We start from the raw sequence: 21,742 nt of genomic DNA, 5'->3' as shown, positions 1-21,742 counted from the left end.
CTCCTTACTTCGACGCAGCCGGAGCTTTGGCCGGAGCTTCTGCAGGGGCAGCGGCGGGCGCGGCTGCGGCGGGTGCGGTGCCCGGCGCCTGCCAGGGAACAGCCTTGACCGGTGTGCCCGGCGGCATCATCTGCAGCTTCTGGAAGCCGTCCACCATCACCTGCTCACCGGCCTTCAGCCCGTCCAGCACCACCCACTGCCCCGCTTGCTGGCCACCGATCTTCACCGTGCGTTGCTCGATCTTGCCGTCAGCGGCCACCACCGACACCGAGTCGCCCTGGGCCGAGCGCGTCACCGCCTGCTGCGGCAGCGCGATGGCATCGCGCGCGGTCGCCTGCTCCAGGCGCACCCGCACGTACAGGCCCGGCAGCAGCGCGCCGCCGGGGTTGGGCACTTCGGCACGCAGCGTGACCTGGCCGGTGGTGGGGTCCACCGACAGATCGGAGAACAGCAGGCGTCCCGCCTTGGGGTATTCGCTGCCGTCTTCCAGCACCACACGCACGCTGGCCGCGCCGACGCCCGCGCCCTTGAGCTGGCCACTCTCCAGCGCACGCTGCAGCTTCATGGTCTCCGCCGCCGACTGGGTGAAGTTCACATACATCGGGTCCACCTGCTGGATCACGGCCAGCTGGGTCACCTCGCCCTGCCCCACCAGCGCACCCTCGGTCACCAGCGCGCGGCCGATGCGGCCCGAGATCGGCGCCGTCACGTTCGCGTAGTTCAGGTTGATGCTGGCGGTCTGCACCGCCGCCTTGGCCACCGCCACGTCGGCCTCGGCGGCTTTCTGGGCCGCCACCGCGTTGGCGTACTCCTGCTGGCTGATCGCGTTCTCCGCCACCAACGGCTTGTAGCGTTCGGCCAGCGCCGTGGCCTGGGCCTGGTTGGCCTGGGCCCGGGCCAGACTGGCCTGCGCACTCTGCTGGGCGGCGGCGTACGGTGCCGGGTCGATGCGGAACAGCGCCTGACCGGCCTTCACATCGCTGCCTTCGCGGAACAGCCGCTGCTGCAGGATGCCCGCCGCCCGTGCCCGCACCTGGGCCACGCGCGAGGCCTCCAGCCGGCCCGGCAACTCGGTCAACAGGCCCACATCGCCCGGTGCGACCTTGACCACGCCCACCTCGGGCGCGGGCATGCCGCCGCCTGGCGCTGCGGCGGCCGGCGCCTCCCCTTTGCCGCAGGCCACCAGCAACACAGCGGCGGAGATCACCGACAGGCGGCGGGCCCACTGCACGGCGCGACCGGATGTCGCCAGCGGGGGGTTGAACGAAACGGAAGACTGGGGACTCTGAGCAGGCATGGGAATCCTTAGGGCAATGAAATCGGGGAAGCCGCCTGAGAAGCGGCTGACATGACCGTCGCGAGCGATGACCAACGAGGGCAAGGGGTCGAACTATACATACATTCGTGAATGTATGTATAGTCCCAACCCAACAAGCCCCCACATTTCCATAAGGTCAATCGACTGGAGACATCACATGGTTCGACGCACCAAGGCCGACGCCGAGGCCACCCGCCACAGCCTGCTCGACGCGGCCGAGCACCTGTTTCAGAAGCGCGGGGTCTCGCGCACCTCGCTCAACGACATCGCCGTGGCCGCCGGCACCACCCGCGGCGCCATCTACTGGCACTTCAGGGACAAGGCCGATCTATTCAACGCGATGATGGAACGCGTGGTTTTGCCACTGGAAGAAACCCTGAATGGGACAGGGAAAAAACCCTCGGACCTGGAGGACCCACTGCAAGCCCTGCGCGATGCCATCGCGCACGCCCTGCACAAGACCGCCACCGACGAGCGCACGCGCCGCGTTTTCGAAATCGCCACCCTGCAGGTGGAATACCACGACGAAATGCACGCGGTGCGCGCACGCCACCTGCAGGGCCGCAACGACTGCATGCGGCAGACCGCCGAGGTGTTGCAGTCGGCGGCGAACCAGCAGGGGCTGACCCTCGCCATCCCCGTGCAGAGCGCGGCGCTCGGTCTGCACGTGATGATCGACGGCCTGATCCAGAACTGGCTGCTCGACCCCAAGGCATTTGACCTGCGGCGCAGTGGCCGGCAGGTGGTCGACACCTTCCTGAGCGGGCTCGGTTTTCCGATCAAAGCGGGGGAAAGAACCTCGGCCCGACGCGCCGCGAATACCCGGGCCAAGACACCCGTACCCGAGCCAATCGGGTGAATGAATGCCCCGGTCAGGCGCTTGCAGGCGAGCGGCCTGACCCGTCCCAGCGGGCCACCAGAGCCCCCAACGCAAAGGCGCAAACGGTTCCCAGCAAAACGCCGAGCTTGGCCGCATCGCCTGGATCGCTGCCCGGCGGGTAGGCCAGCGTGGAAATGAACAACGCCATGGTGAATCCAATGCCGCAGAAGCACGCCACCGGCACATAGTCGCGCAGGCGCAGCCCATCGGGCAAGCCACCGCCAAGCCGGCTCGCGACCCAGGTACCCGCCAGAATGCCGAAAGGTTTACCCAGCAGCAGCCCCCCCGCCACGCCCAGGGTCACCGGCTGGGCCAGGGCGGCCCATGAAAAGCCCGCCAGCGACACCCCCGCGTTCACCACCCCGAACAGCGGCAGGATCAGCCAGCTCACCCAGGGTTTGAGGGCATGGTCCAGTTTCTCCGCCGGGCTGTTGCCATCCTGCGCCGCCGGCAGGAACAGGCCCACCACCACGCCCGCGAGCGTGGCGTGCACACCCGACTTGAGCACGCAGACCCAAAGAAACAGGGCCACCGCCACATAAGGCCAGATGCGCTGCACCCGCAGGCTGGAGAGGATGAACAACGCACCCACCCCCACGGCGGCAAAACCCAGCATGGTCTTGCTCAACTGATCGGTGTAGAACAGCGCGATCACGATGATCGCGCCCAGATCGTCCAGCACCGCCACGGCCGTCAGGAACGCCAGCAGCGCACCACGGATGTTCGGGGCTGCGAGCGCCATGAGACCGATGGCAAACGCAATATCCGTGGCCGCAGGAATGGCCCAGCCCGCGAGGTTGGGTGGCTGGTTCCAGTTGAACAGCACAAAAATCAGAGCGGGGACCGCCATGCCCCCCACGGCCGCACCAAACGGCAGGATGCGCGCCTGCGGCGTGGCCAGAGCGCCGTGAAGCCACTCGTGCTTGATCTCCACCCCCACCAGCAGAAAAAAGATGGCCATCAGAAAGTCGTTGATCCACAACTCCAATGGCTTGGCAAGCACGTACCCGCCCACCCCCACCTGGAAGGGCAACGCCAGCAGTTGCTGCATGCCGTCGGACATCGGGCTGTTCATCAGGGCCATGCCGACCACCGCGCTGCCCGCCAACAAAAGGCCATCTCGTTGTGCTGTGTTCATGGAGCGATCTTAGGGGGAGGTTCGGGCGAAGTGTCCACAGATCGCCCAAGTCCCCACAGGCGGCCCGAGCGCACCGCAGGCCGGCTCACTCGCCCGGGCGCGAACCGAAGGAATGTGGCAAGCGCCAGGCGAGGCGCGAGCCCGCGCCCACCACCGCGCCCACCACCCAGAACACCCAGGCCACGCCCACCAGCGCTCCGACCGAACCAAAGAGCAGCGGCATCACCACGCTCGATCCGTTGATGGCCATGGCCCGCATGCCCAGCGCTTCACCGTGCCGGTGCCGGGGCGTGAGCTGGTGCAACGTGCTCATGACCATCGGCTGCACCGACCCCAGCGCCAACCCCAGCAGGATGGACAACAGCCCCATCGCCCAGGTCGCCTGCACCAGGGGGTACAGCGCAAACAACAGCGCGGTCGACACCATGGCCGTGCCGATCACCACCGACTCGCGCAGGTGCGCGGCCAGCCAGGGCATGACCAACCGGATGGCGGTGGCGGCCAGCGCAAAGGCCCCCAGGACGGCGCCGATCGCGGTCGCGCTCAGGCCCCGCTCGTGTCCAATCACAGGCACGATGAAGGTGTGCACGTCCCAACACGAGGCCAGCATCCAGTTGATCAGCATGAGGCGGCGGAACGCAGCATCGCGCAACAGGTTCCATGGCGATCCGCTGGCGTTTCGCTGCTCCGGGGCCACCGGCTCGTGATCCACCGTGCCCCGCATCCAGAACCAGGCCAACGAGGGCAGCAGCGCGAGCAACAGGAACGCGGCGCGAAAGCCGAAGCTGTCGATCATCACGCCCGCGGCGAGCGGGCCCAGGAAGTTGGAAATGGACGGCCCGATGGCCATCCAGCTGAACACCTGCTTGAGCGCGGTGGCATCTGTCGCGAGCCGCCCCACATGGCGCTGCAGCGCAATCACGGCCATCCCGGTGGCGCCCCCGCAGGTCAAGGCGGTGAAACACAACACGCCATACATCGGGAACAACACCGCGAGCAACGCGCCCCCGGTGGCCACGCCCACGGCCAGCAGCACCGGCTTCCTGAGGCCCCGGCGGTCGGCGTAGCGGCCGGCCGGCAAGGCCAGAAACACCTGGGCCAACGCGAACAGCGCCAGCAGCGTGCCCACCGCGACCGGGCTGCGGCCCTCGCGCAGCGCCATCAGTGGCGCGGCCATGCGAAAGCCGGTCATGCAGGCGTGCAGGCACACCTGGGCGGTGATCAACCGGGCGAGTTCGGTTCGTTGCGTAGGCTTCAAACGATGTTCATCAACCGGCAATCCCGGGTGTCAGTGCAACAGGCCGTATTGAACGATGTACACGGCCGCACCGGCCAGATAGCCCACCAGGGCCAGGCCACTGATCTTTTTGACATACCAGAAGAAGTGGATCTTTTCCAGTCCCATGGCCGCCACACCCGCGGCCGAACCGATGATCAGGATGGAGCCGCCGGTACCGGCGCAGTACGCCATGAACTCCCACAGGAAGCTGTCAGGGGGGTATTGATCCAGGCTGTACATGCCCATGGATGCAGCCACCAGCGGCACGTTGTCCACGATGGCGCTGACCAGGCCAATGAGGATCACGATGATGTCCTGGCGCCCCACGGTCTGGTCCAGCCAGCCGGCCAGCGAGGTCAGGATGTGGGTGTGTTCCAGCGTGGCCACCGACAACAGAATGCCGATGAAGAACACGATGGAGCCCATGTCGATGCGCGAGAGCGCGTGCGCCAGGGTCAAGGAATACTTGTCGTCCTCGTTCTTGTTCTTGTGGATCAGGTCACCCGCCAGCCACAGGATGCCCAACCCGAACAGCACCCCCATGAAGGGCGGCAGGTGGGTGATGGTCTTGAAGGCCGGCACGGCCACCAAAATGCCCAAACCCAGGAAGAACATCATGTTCTTCTCAAACGAAGTGGTGTGGTGTCCTTCGCGGACTTCGACCTTCTGGGGCGCTTCAACCAGGCGGCCCCGCAGCACATAGGCCGTGATGGCCAAGGGCACCATCAGATTGACCATGGAGGGAAGGAACACGCCCTTGATGATTTCCATGGCGGTGATCTGGCCACCGATCCACAACATGGTCGTGGTCACATCGCCGATGGGACTCCAGGCGCCGCCCGCATTGGCTGCGATGACGATGATGCCGGCGAAGAACAGCCGATCACCCTGTTTGTCCAGCAGCTTCTTCATGAGCGAAATCATGACGATGGTCGTGGTCAGGTTGTCCAGAATGGAACTCAAGAAAAACGTGACGAAGCCCACCAGCCACATCAGCGTGGAAAGTTTGGTGGTCTTGATGCGGGTGGTGATGACTTCGAAACCATCATGGGCGTCGACCACCTCGACGATGGTCATGGCACCGATCAGGAAGAACACGATCTGGGCGGTGCCCATCAGCGATTCGTTCAGCTGTTCGCCCACCAGATGGGCGTCGCCGTTGGACATCGCGTACACCGTCCACAGCAGGCCGGCGCCAATCAGCGCCGAAGCCGCCTTGTTGATCTTGATGGGGTGTTCCAGTGCGATGGCGGCATAGGCCAAAACAAAAATCACGACCACGGCAGTAAGCATTTTGTCTCCTCAATGTTGTTGGGGGCTCCACGGCCGCCGGTTTTCTTGCAGCCAGGTATTGTATGAAGCGACAGCTGAGAAAGGGCTGACGGATGGCGCCTACACCCCGTCGTCGCCCAACGGGTCCAGTGGCAGCAAGGCGCTGGCCTGCTCCTGCGGCAACGCCTCCACGGTCTTGAGCGCGCGGCCCATGGCGCGGCTGCGGGTCTCGGCGCTGTCCAGGGTGTTGAGCACGGTCTGGGTCTGGGCCTTGACCTTGGCCAGCACATCGCCGAACTTGCCGAACTCGGTCTTGACCGCGCCCAGCACCTGCCAGACCTCGCTGCTGCGTTTCTCCAGCGCCAGGGTGCGAAAGCCCATCTGCAGCGAGTTGAGCATGGCCATCAGCGTGGTCGGACCGGCGAGCGTGACGCGGTACTCACGCTGCAGCACCTCCATCAGCCCCGGGCGGCGCAGCACCTCGGCGTACAGGCCTTCGGTGGGCAGGAACAGGATCGCGAAGTCGGTCGTGTGCGGCGGCTCCAGGTACTTGTCGGCCATGCTTTTGGCTTCGAGCCGGATGCGCTGCTCCAGCCCGCGCGCGGCCAGCTCGGCGCCTTCCACGTCGGCACGCTGCTGGGCGTCGAGCAGGCGCTCGTAGTCCTCGTTCGGGAACTTGGCGTCGATCGGCAGCCAGCAGGGCGCGCCTTCGTCGCCCCGGCCCGGCAGCTTGATGGCGAAATCGACCACGTTGCGGCTGCCCGGGCGCGTGGCCACCTGGGTGGCGTACTGGTCGGGCGCGAACACCTGCTCCAGCAAGGCGCCGAGCTGGGCTTCGCCGAACATGCCGCGGGTCTTCACATTGGTCAGCAGGTGCTTCAGATCGCCCACGCCCTGCGCCAGCGTCTGCATCTCGCCCAGGCCCTTGTGCACCTGCTCCAGCCGGTCGGCCACCTGCTTGAAGCTCTCACCCAGGCGGGCCTGCAGCGTGCTCTGCAGTTTTTCGTCCACCGTGGCGCGCATCTCGTCGAGCTTGGCGGCGTTGTTCTGCTGCAGTTGCGTGAGCTGGCCTTCGAGGGTGGCGCGCATCTCCCCCAGCCGGCGCTCGTTGCTCTCCATCATCGCCTTGAGCTGGCTGGTCAGCGTGTCGCCCAGCGTGCCGCGCAGCTGCACCAGCTGCTGAGCAAAAGCGTCGATCTGCGCGTTCTGCGTGCGCGTGGCTTCCGCGGCCTGCTGCCCCATGCCCAGGCTGATCGCCTGCAGCTGTTGCGTCAGCGTGTCGCCCAGGGTGCCGCGCAGCTGCAGCAGCTGCTGGGCGAACGCATCGAGCTGGGTGTTCTGTGTGCGGGTGGCCTCGGCGTCCTGGCGCGTGAGGGTTTCCTGAAAGGTGGCCAGAGTCTGCTGGATTTCCTGCCGGCCACCGCGCGCGTTGTCACCGATCTCGCGGCGCAGCTCACTTTCCACGCGCTCGATGCGCTGGGTGGTCTGCTGCCCCTGGTTTTGCAGTGTGGCCAGCAGCGCCTGGCGATGCGCCTGTTCCTCGACGTCCACGGGCCGGCGCCGCAACAGCAGCCACAACAACGCCAGCAGGATCAACACCTGCAGCAGCACACCCAACACCATCCAGAACGACACAGCTTCAAACATGCGAACGATTATCGGTGAGTGCCAGAAGGCCCCTCAGGTCGCTCTATAGAATGACCCGCTTCCCTTTTCTGGAGCATCTCATGAGCGTCTACGACAAGCTTTCCCAACTCGGCATCGAACTGCCCCCCGTGGCCATTCCCGCCGCCGCCTACGTGCCCTTCGTGCAGACCGGCAAGCTCGTCTTTCTGAGCGGCCACATCGCCAAGAAAGACGGCAAACCCTGGGTCGGTCAGCTCGGCCTGACCATGACCACCGAAGAGGGCAAGCTCGCCGCCCGCGCCATCGCCATCGACCTCATGGGCACGCTCGCCGCCGCCTGCCTGGCCGCCGGCAAGACGCTCGACGACGTGACGCGCATCGTCAAGGTCATGAGCCTGGTCAACAGCACCGCCACCTACACCGAGCAACACCTCGTCACCAACGGCTGCAGCGAACTGCTGGGCGAAGTCTTCGGCCCGAAAGCCGGCGCCCACGCCCGCAGCGCGTTCGGCGTGGCGCAGATCCCGTTGGGCGCTTGTGTGGAGATCGAGCTGATCGCCGAGCTGGGCTGAGCCCAAGCAGCATCCGGGATGGGCGTGAGGACACGCCCATGCGGCCTGTCCCGCTCAGGAAAGCCGGCCGGCTGCTCAATCGGCTCGCAGCGCCTGGGGCTTGTGCCGAATGGCGCGCGCAGCGCTCAAGCATGAACAACGCCAAACGTCCCGCCGTCCAGCGCCTCGCGCTCCTGCGGTTCGTCGTCGTCCCGCTGGCGGCGTGGGTGCTGGTAAAGCCGGTCCGCGTGCTGGCACCAGGGCTGGTGGGGATTGCTTGTGGCGCTGAGGCTCCCGTGTGCGTGGACGACCCGCAGCGGCTGCAGGCGGCGAACGCGCTCCACGCCGAGGCCGTCGCGTTCGTATCGAACACCATCGCGCCGCTGCAGCGCCCTCCCCGCGTCATCTTTTGCTCCACCAATGCCTGTGCCGACAGCTTCGGGCTGGGCGCGCGGTCGGCGGTCACCATCGCCAACTGGGGCATCGTCATCGGCCCTCGCGCCTGGAAACCCTACTACGTCCGCCACGAACTGATCCACGTGTTGCAGGGCCAGCGCCTGGGCGTGATGCGCCGCCTGTTCATGCCCACGTGGTTTGTCGAAGGCATGGCCTATGGCCTGAGCCTGGACCCACGTGCGCCGCTGGCCGAACCGTGGGAGGCGCACCGCGTGCGTTTCAACGCGTGGGCCGCACGCATCCCCAGGGATCAGTGGTGGCAAGAGGCTGGCAAGCTGTGACGTCAGAACCTCCGCCCATGCCCGCAACCCACACAACCGCCTCCAACCAAAACATGCAGGCGGCAAGGTCCGAATGGACCTGACCACGGCCAGGACCAACCTCAAGGCGCGGTCGCGGCTGGGGTGGGTGCGCGACGAGGTGTTCCTTGCGTACAGCCGGCGCGTTGCCGGTGTTCAGAACCAGGTCGTGACCGCGTCCACCACGCGGTAGCCGTCGTCCACCACCGGCAGCCAGCGCCATTTGTCGAACGTGGTGCAGGGGTGTGAAATGCCCGAGGCCACGGTTTCGCCGAGCGCCGGCCATTCGTCCTTCGGGGCCGATGGGTCGTAGCGCAGGTAGGCGTGCTGGTCATTCAGGACGTCAATGCGCCAGTGCGCGGGCACCGCCTTCGGTGCACCGCCCTGCCCGTCCGAGCGCCAGATGGGCAGCGGCAGGTCGAGGTCGTGCGACACGTCGCGCCGGCCCATGCTGAGCAACGCCAGGCCGGGCTCGGGGCCGCTCTGCACGCAGGCCAGCACCTCCAGCGCGGGCTTGAGGGTCTCGCGCAGGTTCAGGCGCTCGGCCACACAGCAGAGGTACCGCGTGTAGCGCTGGTGGTCGTGCGTGAGGTAACAACCCGAGCGCAGCACGCCGCGCACAGGGCGGCCGAGGTTCGGCGTGAGGCGTTCGGCCACGAGATCGAAGATGGCGGAGCCACCGGCGCTGAGGATGACTTCGTCTTGCGCGAACCAGCCTTGCGCGATGGCTTCGCGGGCTGTTGCCTCCACGCGGTCCATCAGGTCCTGCACGGTGGCGCGGTCTTTGGCGTGGTCGCAGGTGGCGGTGGTGCCTTCGTAGCACTCGATGCCGGCCAGTTGCAGCACCGGGCTGGCGTGGATGCGCTGCGCGGCTTGCCGCGCCTCGTCGGCGGTGCGGCAGCCGGTGCGCTGACCGGCGATGCCCAGTTCCAACAACACCTCGAACCGGCCTGCGAAACCGCGTGCCGTGGCCCAGGCTTCGATGGCGTCCACCTGTCCCACCGAATCGACGAGGAACATGGAACGCAGCGCGGGGCGTTCGGCGTGCAACACCGCCAGCGCGTCCAGCTCGGCGCGCTGGATCACCTGGTTGGCGATCAGCAGCACCGGCACACCGTGGCGCGCACCCACCGCCGCCTGGAACACGGTGGCGAAGCTGATACCCCAAGCCCCGGCGTCCAGCTGCATCTGCCAGAGCTCGGGCGACATGCTGGTCTTGCCGTGCGGCGCAAGGTACAGGCCGCGCTGCGCGCAGAAGTCGCGCATCCAGTGCAGGTTGTGCTGCAGGGCGGACTGCCTGATCACCGCCAGTGGCAGGGCCAGATCGCCCCGCAGCAGTTGCCAGCCCTGCCTGGCGATCTGCTCGCGCATGAGCGGCGTTTGCCCGGTGGGAAAGCCTTTGAGGTGGGGGCCGAAGAGAGGCTCGGTCGGGTTCATGGCGGTGTGTTTCTGGGGTGTGATCGAAGTCCAGGTGCCTCGTGGCTCCCTGGCGGAAGCACGGCGCTCAATCGAGCGGCCAGCTCATGCCCTTGGGCAGCGCTGCGTCGGGCTCCGGTGCGGGCTCGCTGGCCGTGCCCGCGCGCGGGGGCGCCGCGGCGGGCGCGGCCTGGGTTTCCACGCTGCGCCACCAGGGCCGGGTCTTCTCCGCATGCGCGGGCTCGACAGCCTGACCCAGGATGGGCATCAGCAGGGGGGTGTTCTGCCGCTCGGCCTGTGCGAGCAAGACTTCGGCGGGTTGGTCCCAGGCGTGCATGGCCAGGGCGAAGGTGCCCCAATGGACCGGCAACAACACGCCACCGCCCAGCAATTGGTGGGCCTTGAGCGCGTTGTCCGGCCCGAGGTGGATGTCGCCCCACGCGGGATGGAAGGCGCCCACTTCGAGCATGACCAGATCGAACGGACCGAGGCGGTCCCGGATCTCGCTGTATTCGCCGGTGAGGCCGGTGTCACCGCTGAAGAACACACTGTGGCGCGGCGAGCGGACCACCAGTGAAGACCACAGCGTGGCGTTGCGGTCTTTGAGGTTGCGGCCGGAAAAATGCTGCGAGGGCGCGGCGGTGATGGTGACCTCGCTGCCGGGCAGGCGATGGCTTTCCCACCAGTCCAGCTCGGTGATGCGCTCGGGTGGCACACCCCAGGCCTGCAGATGCGCGCCCACGCCGAGCGATGTGACGAAGGGCACCTCGCGCCGGTTCAGCTCGCGCACGGTGGGGTAGTCCAGGTGATCGTAGTGGTCGTGCGAGACCAGGGCCACGTCCACCGGTGGCAGTTGCTTCAACGCGACCGGCACGGGCTGAAAGCGCTTGGGGCCCACCAGGTTCGACGGCGAGGCGCGCAGGCCCCAGACCGGATCGGTCAGCACGCGTTTGCCTTCGATCTCGATCATCACGGTGGAGTGGCCAAGCCAGGTGGCGCGCAAACCGCTCTGCGGCGGCCTGGCCCAGGCCTCGCGCGGATCGACCGAAGGCAGCGGCGCGCTGGGCACGCGGCGCTCGCCGCCGCACAGGAAATCGCGCACGCCCGGGAACGGCGCATGGGGGTCGCGCAGGCCGGGCGCGACGGGAAACACATTGCGGAAACCCTCGCCCAGCCATTGCACCGAGGCCTTCATGCGCTCCAGGCGAAGGCCTTCGGCCCGTTTGCCCAACGACTTCATGGCGATCCTTTGCTTTCAGCAGGGTTGCAAGACCACCGCACAGGGCAGCGATGGGCCGGAACTCAACCCGGCGCGCGCCATTGTCGCGCGCGTTGGCGCCCCCGCCTCAACCAAGGTCAAACGGCACCAAGCCGCGCCCCAACCGGGGCGGGTCAGCGCCGGTTCTTGCGTGCCTGTGCGCGCCGCACCTGGCGGCTTTGCCCGGCCAGCTCGCGCTGCGCCTGCTGCGCGGCGCGGCGGGCACGGTAACGCCTGCCGACGAAGCGACCCACCAGAAAGGTCACGGCACCGCTGGCCAGCAACACGAGAAGGCCGGTGCCGTCCATGCCCGTCACTCCACGCGCGTCACGCGGTTCGGTTTGAAACCCAAGTCCGCGGCCTTGCCCTTGCGGGCGCGCGCGGCGCGGGCATTGTTCAGGCTGCGGATTTCCAGCGTCTCGTCGCGCTCCTTGCCGCCGCGGCCGATGCCTTCGATCTTCACACTGCGGGTGTAGGCCGCGGCGCCGGCCAAGGTGTCCTTGGCATCGAGGTCGATCAGCATCAGGCCGCGCCCGCCCTTGTCCATGGCCTTGAGTTCGCCGATCTCGAAAGTGAGGATGCGCCCGCCGGTGGAGGCGCAGGCCACGTGCGTGGCGGGCGGCAAGGCTTGGCTGGCCGTGGTGTGGGCCACGTGCGAAGGTGCGCAGATGGTCTCGCCCTCGCCCACGCTGATGAAGGCCTTGCCGGCTCTCTGGCGCGACACCAGGTTGTCCACCGTGGCGAGGAAGCCGTAGCCGCCGGTGCCGCTGAGCAGCAGCGTGGCGTTGGCCGGGCCGGCGAAGTAGTGCAGCGGTTGCGTGCCGCTTTCGAGCTCGATCAGCGTGGTGATGGGCTGGCCGTCGCCGCGCGCGCCGGGCAGGCTGGCCACGGGCACGCTGTAGACGCGGCCATTGCTGCCGAAGACGATGAGCGTGTCCACCGTGCGGCATTCGAAGGTGCCGTACAGGCCATCGCCCGCCTTGAAGGCAAAGCTGCCGGCCTCGTGGCCATGGCCGGTGCGCGCGCGCACCCAGCCCTTGCTGGAGATGACGACCGTGACCGGCTCGTCCACCACCTTGATTTCGGCCACGGCCTTTTTCTCGGTCTGGATCAGCGTGCGGCGCGGGTCGGCGAAGGTCTTGGCGTCGGCCTCGATCTCTTTGACCATCAGGCGCTTCAGGCTGGCCGGGTTGCCCAGGATGTCTTCGAGCTTGCCCTGCTCTTCGCGCAGATCCTTCAGCTCCTGCTCGATCTTGATGGCTTCGAGACGCGCCAGTTGGCGCAGGCGGATTTCAAGAATGTCTTCGGCCTGCCGATCGCTGAGCTTGAAGCGCTCGATCAATGCAGCCTTGGGCTCGTCGCTGTGACGAATGATCGCAATCACTTCGTCGATGTTCAGCAACACGAGCTGCCGGCCTTCGTAGATGTGGATGCGGTCGAGCACCTTGTTCAGGCGGTGCTGCGTGCGGCGCACGATGGTGCCCTGGCGGAATTCGATCCACTCATTGAGCATGAGCCGCAGGCTCTTCTGCGTCGGCCGCCCGTCCAGACCGATCATGGTCAGGTTGATCGGCGACGAACTTTCCAGGCTGGTGTGGGCCAGCAGCGCGGTGATGAGTTCGCTCTGCTCGATGCGGCTGCTCTTGGGCTCGAACACCAGACGCACCGGCGCGTCCTTGCTCGACTCGTCGCGCACCACGTCCAGCACCATCAGCATGCTCGCTTTGAGCTGCGTCTGCTCCTGGCTCAACGCCTTCTTGCCGGCCTTGACCTTGGGGTTGGTGATCTCTTCGATTTCTTCCAGCACGCGCTGGGTGCTCACGCCGGGCGGCAGTTCATTGACCACCAGTTGCCACTGGCCGCGCGCGAGGTCCTCGATCTTCCAGCGCGCCCGCACCTTGAGGCTGCCACGGCCGGTGCGGTAGGCATCGGCAATGTCGCCGGCCGGGCTGATGATCTGGCCACCGCCCGGGTAGTCCGGGCCGGGGATGATGGCGAACAGCTCGTCGTCGCTGAGCTTGGGCGTCTTGATCAGCGCCACGCAGGCGTCGGCCACTTCGCGCAGGTTGTGGCTGGGGATTTCGGTGGCCAGGCCCACGGCAATGCCACTGGCGCCGTTGAGCAGGTTGAACGGCAGGCGCGCGGGCAGCTGTTTGGGTTCTTCAAACGAGCCGTCGTAGGTGGGGATGAAGTCCACCGTGCCCTGGTCGATCTCGTCGAGCAGCAGGCCAGTGATCTTGGCCAGGCGCGCTTCGGTGTAGCGCATGGCGGCGGCGCCGTCGCCGTCGCGGCTGCCGAAGTTGCCCTGGCCGTCGATCAGCGGGTAACGCTGGCTGAAATCCTGCGCCATGCGCACCAGCGCGTCGTAGGCTGCGCTGTCGCCGTGAGGGTGGTACTTGCCCAGCACGTCGCCGACCACGCGCGCGCTCTTGACCGGCTTGGCAGCGGTGTTGCCGCTGTAGCCCAGGCCCATGCGGTCCATGGCGTAGAGGATGCGGCGCTGCACCGGCTTCTGGCCGTCGCACACATCGGGCAGGGCCCGGCCCTTGACGACGGAGAGGGCGTATTCGAGGTAGGCGCGTTGGGCGTAAGCCGCGAGGTTGTCGTTGTCTTCTGGGGTGTCCAGCGGGAGTTCGGGGTTGATGGTGTCCATGAAGTCTGTTGCGTGAATCCGGTTCAGAGCGGCGCGGGTGTCTGGGCCCTGGCCTGCATGTCTGCGGGCTCCGGCACATAGCGCTGGCTCAGGGCGCGCGGCGGCTGCAGCGATTGCCGCAGTTGTGTCACCTTGCGCACATAGTTCTGGGTTTCCCGGTAGTTCGGGATCTGGCGCCCGGCGCGCAGCACCGCGCCCTCGCCGGCGTTGTAGGCCGCCAGCGCCAGCTCGGTCTGGCCGTCGAAATACTTCAGCAGCCAGGCCAGGTAACGCGCGCCCGCCTGCAGATTGGTGCGCGGATCGGTCAGGCGCTCCTGCAGCGATTCATTGGCTCTGGCTTTCACGCCAAAGCGCTGCGCGGTGTCGGGCATGAGTTGCATCAGGCCGATGGCGCCCTTGGGGCTGACCGCATGGGCATTGAACCCCGATTCGGTGGCGATCACCGCCTTGAGCAGCTCGTATTCCAGCCCGTACGCCGTGGCCGCCTCGCGGATCAGGTGGCGCACCGCCTTGTACGAGGTGGAAACCTGAAAAACCGCCTGCACGCTGGGTGAGGCATGGGCGTCCCCACGCGGCAGTTCCCGTGACACGCCCGCGGACCGGGCACCGCCGCCGTAGAACAGCTCGTAACGCCGGTCCACCTGGTGGTCGGCGAAGTGCGACACGCCGCGCTTGTCCACATAGCCCCAGATTTCCGCTGCGGCGGGCGCGGACCATCCCAGCGCCCACACCAGCAGCCACCCCAACGCCAGGGCCCGGGGCCAACGGAGTGTGTTGCGGCTCAAACGTCCACCTCCACCGAATCGCCGTGCAGCTCCATCAGCTCGCGGCGCGACGCGGCCTCGCCCTTGCCCATGAGCTTGGTGATCAGGGCTTCGGTGCCGGCGAAATCCAGCGTGCCCAGGTTGACCTGCATCAGGCGGCGGGTATCGGGGTTGAGCGTGGTGTCCCAGAGCTGCTCGGCGTTCATCTCACCCAGGCCCTTGAAACGGCTGATCTGGCACTTGTCGCGCACCACGCCGTCTTTCTCGGCCTTGTCCAGGATGGCGTGCAGCTCGCCCTCGTCCAGCGCGTACTGCTTGCTCGCGGGCTTCTTGCCACGCGCGGGCACGTCCACGCGGAACAGCGGCGGGCGCGCCACGTACACATGGCCGGCCTCGATCAGCTTGGGGAAATGGCGGAAGAACAGCGTGAGCAGCAGCACCTGGATGTGCGAGCCGTCCACGTCGGCGTCACTCAGGATGCAGACCTTGCCGTAGCGCAGGCCGCTCATGTCGGGCGTGTCCAGCGGGCCGTGCGGGTCCACGCCGATGGCGACCGCGATGTCGTGGATCTCGTTGTTGGCGAACAGGCGGTCGCGCTCGACCTCCCAGGTGTTGAGCACCTTGCCGCGCAGCGGCAGGATGGCCTGGCTTTCCTTGTCGCGGCCCATCTTGGCGCTGCCGCCGGCCGAGTCGCCCTCGACCAGGAACACCTCGTTGTGCGCCAGGTCTTTGCTTTCGCAGTCGGTCAGCTTGCCGGGCAACACGGCCACGCCCGAGCCCTTGCGCTTTTCGACCTTCTGGCCGGCCTTCTGGCGGAACTGCGCGGCCTTGATGGCGAGTTCGGCGAGCTTCTTGCCGTAGTCCACGTGCTGGTTGAGCCAGAGTTCGAGCGCCGGGCGCACGAAGCTGCCAACCAGTCGCACCGCATCGCGCGAGTTCAGGCGCTCCTTGATCTGGCCCTGGAACTGCGGGTCCAGCACCTTGGCGCTCAACACATACGAAGCGCGGGCAAACACGTCTTCGGGCAGCAGCTTCACGCCCTTGGGCAGCAGCGCGTGCAGCTCGATGAAGCCCTTGACCGCCTGGAACAGGCCGTCGCGCAGGCCGCTTTCGTGCGTGCCGCCGGCGCTGGTGGGGATCAGGTTGACGTAGCTCTCGCGCACCGGCTGGCCGTCTTCGGTGAAGGCCACGCACCAGGCAGCGCCCTCGCCGTCGGCGAAGGTGTCGTCCTTGGCGTCGGCAAAGCCTTCGCCCTCAAACAGCGGAATCACCGGTTCGCCGTTGAGCGTCTGCTGCAGGTAGTCGCGCAGGCCGCCCTTGTAGAGCCAGGTCTGGGTGTCTTTGGTCTTCTCGTTGACCAGGGTCACCGTCACGCCCGGCATCAGCACCGCCTTGCTGCGCAGCAGGTGGGTGAGCTCGGTCATGGGCAGGGCGGCGGACTCGAAGTACTTGCCATCGGGCCAGGCGCGCACCGTGGTGCCCTGCTTGCGGTCGCCCTCGCCTTTGGGCGTGATCACCAGTTGCTCGATCACGTCACCCGCGGAAAACGCGAGTTTGGCGACCTGGCCTTCGCGGAAGCTGGTGACTTCGAGCCGGGTCGAGAGCGCGTTGGTGACCGACACGCCCACGCCGTGCAGGCCACCCGAGAAGCTGTAGGCGCCGCCCTTGCCCTTGTCGAACTTGCCACCGGCGTGCAGCCGGGTGAACACAAGCTCGACCACCGGGGCCTTTTCTTCCGGGTGCAGGCCGAAGGGAATGCCACGGCCGTCGTCTTCCACGCTCACCGAGTGGTCGGTGTGCAGCGTGACCTTGATCTTTTTGCCGAATCCGGCCAGCGCTTCGTCGGCCGCGTTGTCCAGCACTTCCTGGATGATGTGCAGCGGGTTGTCGGTGCGGGTGTACATGCCCGGCCGCTGTTTGACCGGCTCCAGTCCCTTGAGGACGCGGATCGAGCCTTCGGAATATTCGTTGGGAGATTGGGTCGCCATGGGGGCGGATTGTATGCGCCCCGATCAAAAACCACTGGATGCAAATACAGAGGAAACACCCGCCATCTCCGGCGATTCGTTCCGCGCATCAATCGGGGCCGCCGATTTCATGACCCCACGCGCCGGGGTGACACCCGCGAAATGAGCGGATTCGCTACAGTCTCGGGATGACATCGCCATTGGCCACCACCCCCGCGCCCCGACTCTCGACCCTCCAGGTGCTCGCCTGCGGTGCCTTCATCGTCACCCTCTCCATGGGCATCCGCCACGGCTTCGGCCTGTGGCTGCAGCCCGTCACCACGGCCCAGGGCTGGACGCGCGAGACCTTCGCCTTTGCGCTGGCGATCCAGAACCTGTCCTGGGGGGTGTTCGGCATCTTCGCCGGCATGGCGGCCGACCGTTTTGGCGCCATGCGCGTGCTGCTGGGAGGCGCGGTGCTCTACGCGCTGGGCCTGGCCGGCATGGCCTGGTCCACCAGCCCGGTCGGCTTTGCGCTGACCGCCGGCATCCTGATCGGTGCGGCCCAGGCGGGTACCACCTACGCCGTGATCTACGGCGTGATCGGGCGCCAGATCCCGGCCGACAAGCGCTCCTGGGCCATGGGCGTGGCGGCCGCGGCCGGCTCGTTCGGCCAGTTCCTGATGGTGCCGATCGAGGGCTGGCTCATCAGCCGCTTCGGCTGGCAGGAAGCGCTGCTGTTCCTGGGCGCCGCGGTCCTGCTCATCATGCCGCTGGCCATGGGCCTGCGCGAACCGGGCTTTGCGGGAGGTTCGCCGCCCCGGCGCGAACAGACCATTCTTCATGCGCTGCGCGAGGCGTTTCGCTACCGCAGCTTCCAGCTCTTGATGGCCGGCTATTTCGTCTGTGGCTTCCAGGTGGTGTTCATCGGCGTGCACATGCCGAGCTACCTGAAAGACAACGGCCTGTCGCCCCAGGTGGCGAGCTACGCGCTGGCGCTGATCGGCCTGTTCAACGTGATCGGCACCTACGCCGCGGGCGCGCTGGGCCAGCGCATGGCCAAGCGCCACATCCTGGCCTTCATCTACCTGGCACGGGCCGTGGCCATCAGCATCTTCCTGATCGTGCCGCTCTCGCCCGCCAGCGTGTATGTGTTTTCCGCCGTCATGGGCGTGCTGTGGCTGTCCACCGTGCCGCCGACCAACGCCGTGGTGGCGCAGATCTTTGGCGTGGCGCATTTGTCCATGCTGGGCGGCTTCGTGTTCTTCAGCCACCAGATCGGCAGTTTCCTGGGCGTGTGGCTGGGTGGCTATCTGTACGACCGCACTGGCAGCTACGACGTCGTCTGGTATATCTCGATCGCGCTGGGGGTGTTCGCCGCGCTGATCAATCTGCCGGTGCGCGAGTCGCCCATCGTCCGCGGCGGCCCGCAGCGCGCGGGAGCGGCCGCATGAGACCGTTGGCGCTCAAGACCCTGGTCTGGGCCGGCGTGCTGTTGGTCCTGCTGGGCACCCTTGCGCTCTACCAGCGGCCCGACTTTCTCGTGAACCTGGCCGACCAGCTCTGGAGCTGTTTCTAGATGCACGGCACCGAAGCGCCCTCGGCCTGGGTACAGCGCTGGTCGCATCTGGTTCCCGTCGCGGGGTCGGTGCTCGACGTGGCCTGCGGCCATGGCCGCCATCTGCGTTGGCTCGCTGGGCGCGGCCATCCGGTGACGGGCGTGGACCGCTCGGCCGAAGCCATCGAAGCCGTGTCCGGGCTGGGGCGCGCGGTGCAGGCCGACATCGAGAACGGCCCCTGGCCCTTCGCGGACGAAACGTTCGACGCGGTGGTGGTGACGAACTACCTCTGGCGCCCCCTGCTGGCGCAGATCGTGTCCAGCGTGGCACCGGGCGGCGTGCTGATCTACGAGACCTTTGCCCAGGGAAACGAGACCGTGGGCAAGCCGTCACGACCCGATTTCCTGCTCCGCCCCGGCGAGCTGCTGCAGGCCACAACCGGCCTGCACGTGGTGGTCTTCGAGGACGGCTTCATCGACCGGCCCGAGCGCTTCGTGCAGCGCATCGCGGCGGTGCGAAAACGTCCGGATCTCCCGGGTCTGCCCGAGCGGTATCCGCTGGATGCCACTGGGTAGAATGTCAGATTCGTGCGCCCGCTGACGCCGCCCCTTTGGTCGGCCGTTGCGCAGGTGCCCACCACTTGAGCCTTTAGCTATGAACCCCATCACCGGCAGCATCGTGGCCCTGGTCACGCCCATGCAAGAAGACGGCAGCGTGGACTACCCCACCCTGCGCAAACTCATCGACTGGCACATCGCCGAAGGTACCGACTGCATCGGCGTGGTCGGCACCACGGGCGAATCGCCCACCGTCACGGTCGAAGAACACTGCGAGATCATCCGCGTGGCGGTCGAACAGGCCGCCAAACGCGTGCCCATCATGGCCGGCTGCGGCGCCAACTCCACCGCCGAAGCCATCGAGCTGGCGAAGTTCGCGCGCAGCGTCGGTGCCGACTGCCAGCTGCAGGTCGTGCCCTACTACAACAAGCCGACCCAGGAAGGCCAGTACCAGCACTTCAAGGCCATCGCCGAAGCCACGGGCGACCTGCCCGTCGTGCTTTACAACGTGCCGGGCCGCAGCGTGGCCGACATGTCGGTCGACACGGCGCTGCGCCTGGCGCAGGTGCCCGGCATCGTTGGCATCAAGGAAGCCACCGGCAACATCGAACGCGCGCAATGGCTGATCCGCGAAGCGCCGGAAGGCTTTGCCATCTACTCGGGTGACGACCCCACCGCCGTGGCGCTCATGCTCTGCGGCGGCCAGGGCAACATCAGCGTGACGGCCAACATCGCCCCGCGCCTGATGCACGAGCTGTGCATGGCCGCCATTTCGGGCGACATTCGCAAGGCCATGGACATCCAGTTCCGGCTGATGCCGGTGCACAAGAACCTGTTCGTCGAAGCCAACCCGATCCCGCTGAAATGGGCCATGGCCCGCATGGGCCTGTGCGCGGAAACCATGCGCCTGCCGCTGACCCCCATGTCCCGCGCCTTTGAACCTGTGGTTGAATCCGCGCTCAAAGACAGCGGCCTGATCGATTGAGCGGGCCGACGCCTTTTCTCCTGCTTTTCCTTTTCCGCAAAGCCAGACCATGCACCTTCACAAACCCAGCCCCATGCCTTCATTTGCCCGCCTTGGCCTGATCACGCTGGCGGCGACGCTGGCCACGGGTTGCTCCGTGCTGCAGGAAGACAAGATCGACTACAAGACCGCGCAACGCGGCAGCACGCTGGAGGTGCCGCCCGACCTGACCCAGCTCAGCCGGGACTCGCGCTACAACGTGCCGGGCTCGGTGGTCACCGCCAGCGGCTACCAGTCGGCCCAGCCGGCCCAAGCGTCGGACAGCACCACCGCGGTCAACAGCGTGGGCGACGTGCGCATCGAGCGCGCGGGCAACCAGCGCTGGCTGGTGATCGATCGACCGGCCGACAAGCTCTGGGGCCCGGTGCGCGATTTCTGGCAGGAAAACGGTTTCCTGCTCGAACTCGACCAGGAAAAACTGGGGGTGATGGAAACGGACTGGGCCGAAAACCGCGCCAAACTGCCCCAGGATTTCATCCGCTCCACCATCGGCAAGGTGTTCGACAACCTGTATTCCACCGGCGAACGCGACAAATTCCGCACCCGGCTGGAGCGCAATCCCGCTGGCGGCACCGAGATCTACATCAGCCATCGGGGCATGATCGAGGTCTACACCAGCACCCAGAAAGACCAGACCATCTGGCAACCGCGCCCGTCCGACGTTGAACTGGAAACCGAATTCCTGCGGCGCCTGATGGTCAAGCTCGGCGTGAGCGAAGTCCAGTCCAAAGCCATCGCGGCCTCCGCACCGCCTCAGGCCGCCGCCCGCGTGGCCACGGTGAACAACCAGCCGGTGGTACAGCTCGAAGATGGTTTCGATCGCGCCTGGCGCCGCGTGGGCCTCTCGCTGGACCGCACCGGCTTCACCGTGGAAGACCGCGATCGCACCCAGGGCGTCTACTTTGTGCGCTACGTGCCGGCCACCGCCACCACCGACACCAAGAAGCCGGGCTTCTTCGGGCGCCTGTTCGGCGGTTCCGCGGCCGAACCCACGCCGGCAAAATACCGCGTGGTGGTGCGCGGCGGCAACGACACCAGCAGCACCGTCTCGGTGCTCAATGCCCAGGGCCAGCCGGACACCACGGCCAACGCCCAGCGCATCATTCAATTGCTGGCCGACGACCTGAAATAACCCCTGCCTGCGCTACGGTCCGGCGCAGCGCGGACGTGAAAAAGCCGCCCTCGGGCGGCTTTTTCACGTCCAGGGCACCGACGACGAGGTGCCTCGGAACCGGATCACTGCGCCGGCTTGACGGCTTCCTTGGCGGCGTCCGTAGCGGCCTTGGCAGCTTCGGCGGCCTTGTCAGCGGCTTCCTTCGCGGCATCGACAGTGGCTCCGGCGGCGTCCTTGGCAGCGTCAGCGGCAGCACCTGCGGCTTCTGCAGGCGTCGGAGCGGGTGCCGGGGCCGGTGCCGCGTCAGCGGGGGCCGGTGCTGCGGCAGGCGCCGGAGCTTCCACAGCAGCTTCTTCTTTTTTACCGCAAGCGGTCAGGGCCATCGCGGCAAGCAGACTGGCGAGCAGGAGGGTTTTTTTCATGGCATCAATTCCTATGGATGAGACAGACAAACATTCATTTCGATTTTTGTGAATCAACCAAAAAAAAACCGAATGCGGCATCCGGGATTGATTGACCCAGTCAGACAACCGTTGTGCGGTCTCCCGACTGGAGATCAATGATAGGTTCAAAAAACCATCCCCATTTACCCCTATCAACTTTTTTCTTTTTCTCACAACCATCTGTTGCCA

Annotated in this window: 20 protein-coding genes; 8 read left to right on the top strand and 12 right to left on the bottom strand. The window is 66.7% G+C overall.

What is annotated here, in order from left to right:
• Window positions 1–4: 4 nt before the first annotated feature.
• On the bottom strand, window positions 5–1,297 hold the full coding sequence (locus KIH07_RS14345; protein WP_226492620.1) for an efflux RND transporter periplasmic adaptor subunit: 1,293 nt from the start codon (window positions 1,295–1,297) through the stop codon (window positions 5–7).
• Window positions 1,298–1,475: 178 nt separating this feature from the next.
• Here KIH07_RS14345 and KIH07_RS14340 point away from each other — a divergent pair, with 178 nt between their 5' ends.
• Window positions 1,476–2,177 carry a TetR family transcriptional regulator gene (locus tag KIH07_RS14340; protein WP_226492619.1) on the top strand — a complete coding sequence of 234 codons (702 nt, stop codon included), beginning with the start codon at window positions 1,476–1,478 and terminating at the stop codon, window positions 2,175–2,177.
• 13 nt (window positions 2,178–2,190) lie between these two features.
• Here KIH07_RS14340 and nhaA read toward each other — a convergent pair whose 3' ends face one another.
• The 4 genes from nhaA to rmuC form a co-directional block, all read right to left on the bottom strand.
• Window positions 2,191–3,336 carry a Na+/H+ antiporter NhaA gene (nhaA, locus tag KIH07_RS14335; RefSeq protein WP_226492618.1) on the bottom strand — a complete coding sequence of 382 codons (1,146 nt, stop codon included), beginning with the start codon at window positions 3,334–3,336 and terminating at the stop codon, window positions 2,191–2,193.
• Between the two features lie 85 nt (window positions 3,337–3,421).
• A complete protein-coding gene (locus tag KIH07_RS14330) occupies window positions 3,422–4,594 on the bottom strand; it encodes an MFS transporter (RefSeq protein WP_226492617.1) in 1,173 nt (390 codons plus the stop codon).
• Window positions 4,595–4,624: 30 nt separating this feature from the next.
• The gene (gene nhaD / locus KIH07_RS14325; RefSeq protein ID WP_226492616.1) at window positions 4,625–5,908 is read right to left on the bottom strand and encodes a sodium:proton antiporter NhaD; all 1,284 of its coding nucleotides are present in this window, start codon (window positions 5,906–5,908) and stop codon (window positions 4,625–4,627) included.
• Between the two features lie 99 nt (window positions 5,909–6,007).
• The gene (gene rmuC, locus KIH07_RS14320) at window positions 6,008–7,534 is read right to left on the bottom strand and encodes a DNA recombination protein RmuC (protein ID WP_226492615.1); all 1,527 of its coding nucleotides are present in this window, start codon (window positions 7,532–7,534) and stop codon (window positions 6,008–6,010) included.
• Between the two features lie 80 nt (window positions 7,535–7,614).
• On the opposite strand from rmuC, the gene KIH07_RS14315 reads away from it, so the two are divergent.
• Window positions 7,615–8,085: a RidA family protein gene (locus KIH07_RS14315; RefSeq protein ID WP_226492614.1), complete on the top strand. Its 471-nt coding sequence runs from the start codon at window positions 7,615–7,617 to the stop codon at window positions 8,083–8,085.
• A gap of 131 nt (window positions 8,086–8,216) precedes the next feature.
• Window positions 8,217–8,801 (top strand): hypothetical protein, encoded by a 585-nt coding sequence (locus KIH07_RS14310; RefSeq protein ID WP_226492613.1) that lies wholly within the window; start codon window positions 8,217–8,219, stop codon window positions 8,799–8,801.
• Window positions 8,802–8,975: 174 nt separating this feature from the next.
• Here KIH07_RS14310 and KIH07_RS14305 read toward each other — a convergent pair whose 3' ends face one another.
• The 6 genes from KIH07_RS14305 to KIH07_RS14280 form a co-directional block, all read right to left on the bottom strand.
• The gene (locus KIH07_RS14305) at window positions 8,976–10,256 is read right to left on the bottom strand and encodes an alanine racemase (protein ID WP_226492612.1); all 1,281 of its coding nucleotides are present in this window, start codon (window positions 10,254–10,256) and stop codon (window positions 8,976–8,978) included.
• 67 nt (window positions 10,257–10,323) lie between these two features.
• Window positions 10,324–11,475, bottom strand: a complete 1,152-nt coding sequence (locus KIH07_RS14300; RefSeq protein WP_226492611.1) for an MBL fold metallo-hydrolase — start codon at window positions 11,473–11,475, stop codon at window positions 10,324–10,326.
• A gap of 152 nt (window positions 11,476–11,627) precedes the next feature.
• On the bottom strand, window positions 11,628–11,801 hold the full coding sequence (locus tag KIH07_RS14295; RefSeq protein WP_226492610.1) for a hypothetical protein: 174 nt from the start codon (window positions 11,799–11,801) through the stop codon (window positions 11,628–11,630).
• A gap of 5 nt (window positions 11,802–11,806) precedes the next feature.
• On the bottom strand, window positions 11,807–14,146 hold the full coding sequence (gene parC / locus KIH07_RS14290) for a DNA topoisomerase IV subunit A (RefSeq protein ID WP_226492609.1): 2,340 nt from the start codon (window positions 14,144–14,146) through the stop codon (window positions 11,807–11,809).
• Between the two features lie 23 nt (window positions 14,147–14,169).
• The gene (locus tag KIH07_RS14285; RefSeq protein WP_226492608.1) at window positions 14,170–14,931 is read right to left on the bottom strand and encodes a lytic transglycosylase domain-containing protein; all 762 of its coding nucleotides are present in this window, start codon (window positions 14,929–14,931) and stop codon (window positions 14,170–14,172) included.
• Window positions 14,928–16,898: a DNA topoisomerase IV subunit B gene (locus KIH07_RS14280; protein ID WP_226492607.1), complete on the bottom strand. Its 1,971-nt coding sequence runs from the start codon at window positions 16,896–16,898 to the stop codon at window positions 14,928–14,930. The genes KIH07_RS14285 and KIH07_RS14280 overlap by 4 nt, the downstream gene beginning before the upstream one ends.
• Window positions 16,899–17,065: 167 nt before the next feature.
• Here KIH07_RS14280 and KIH07_RS14275 point away from each other — a divergent pair, with 167 nt between their 5' ends.
• The 5 genes from KIH07_RS14275 to bamC all read left to right on the top strand — a co-directional run bounded on the left by KIH07_RS14275 (window position 17,066) and on the right by bamC (window position 21,128).
• Window positions 17,066–18,310: an MFS transporter gene (locus tag KIH07_RS14275; RefSeq protein WP_413465744.1), complete on the top strand. Its 1,245-nt coding sequence runs from the start codon at window positions 17,066–17,068 to the stop codon at window positions 18,308–18,310.
• Window positions 18,307–18,435 (top strand): hypothetical protein, encoded by a 129-nt coding sequence (locus KIH07_RS25380; RefSeq protein WP_264181845.1) that lies wholly within the window; start codon window positions 18,307–18,309, stop codon window positions 18,433–18,435. Before KIH07_RS14275 ends, KIH07_RS25380 begins: the two co-directional genes overlap by 4 nt.
• Window positions 18,436–18,990, top strand: coding sequence for a class I SAM-dependent methyltransferase (locus KIH07_RS14270; RefSeq protein WP_226492605.1), 555 nt, complete (start codon window positions 18,436–18,438; stop codon window positions 18,988–18,990).
• Between the two features lie 79 nt (window positions 18,991–19,069).
• Window positions 19,070–19,957: a 4-hydroxy-tetrahydrodipicolinate synthase gene (gene dapA / locus KIH07_RS14265; protein ID WP_226492604.1), complete on the top strand. Its 888-nt coding sequence runs from the start codon at window positions 19,070–19,072 to the stop codon at window positions 19,955–19,957.
• 73 nt (window positions 19,958–20,030) lie between these two features.
• Complete coding sequence (gene bamC, locus KIH07_RS14260; protein ID WP_226492603.1) at window positions 20,031–21,128, top strand: outer membrane protein assembly factor BamC; 1,098 nt, start codon at window positions 20,031–20,033, stop codon at window positions 21,126–21,128.
• A gap of 104 nt (window positions 21,129–21,232) precedes the next feature.
• Here the strand turns inward: bamC and KIH07_RS25550 are convergent, their stop codons facing one another.
• A complete protein-coding gene (locus KIH07_RS25550; RefSeq protein ID WP_413465743.1) occupies window positions 21,233–21,727 on the bottom strand; it encodes a hypothetical protein in 495 nt (164 codons plus the stop codon).
• Between the last annotated feature and the right edge of the window lie 15 nt (window positions 21,728–21,742).

The sequence above is a fragment of the Hydrogenophaga taeniospiralis genome, assembly GCF_020510445.1.
Taxonomy (GTDB): domain Bacteria; phylum Pseudomonadota; class Gammaproteobacteria; order Burkholderiales; family Burkholderiaceae_C; genus Hydrogenophaga.
This window is presented reverse-complemented; position numbering and strand designations above follow the sequence as displayed.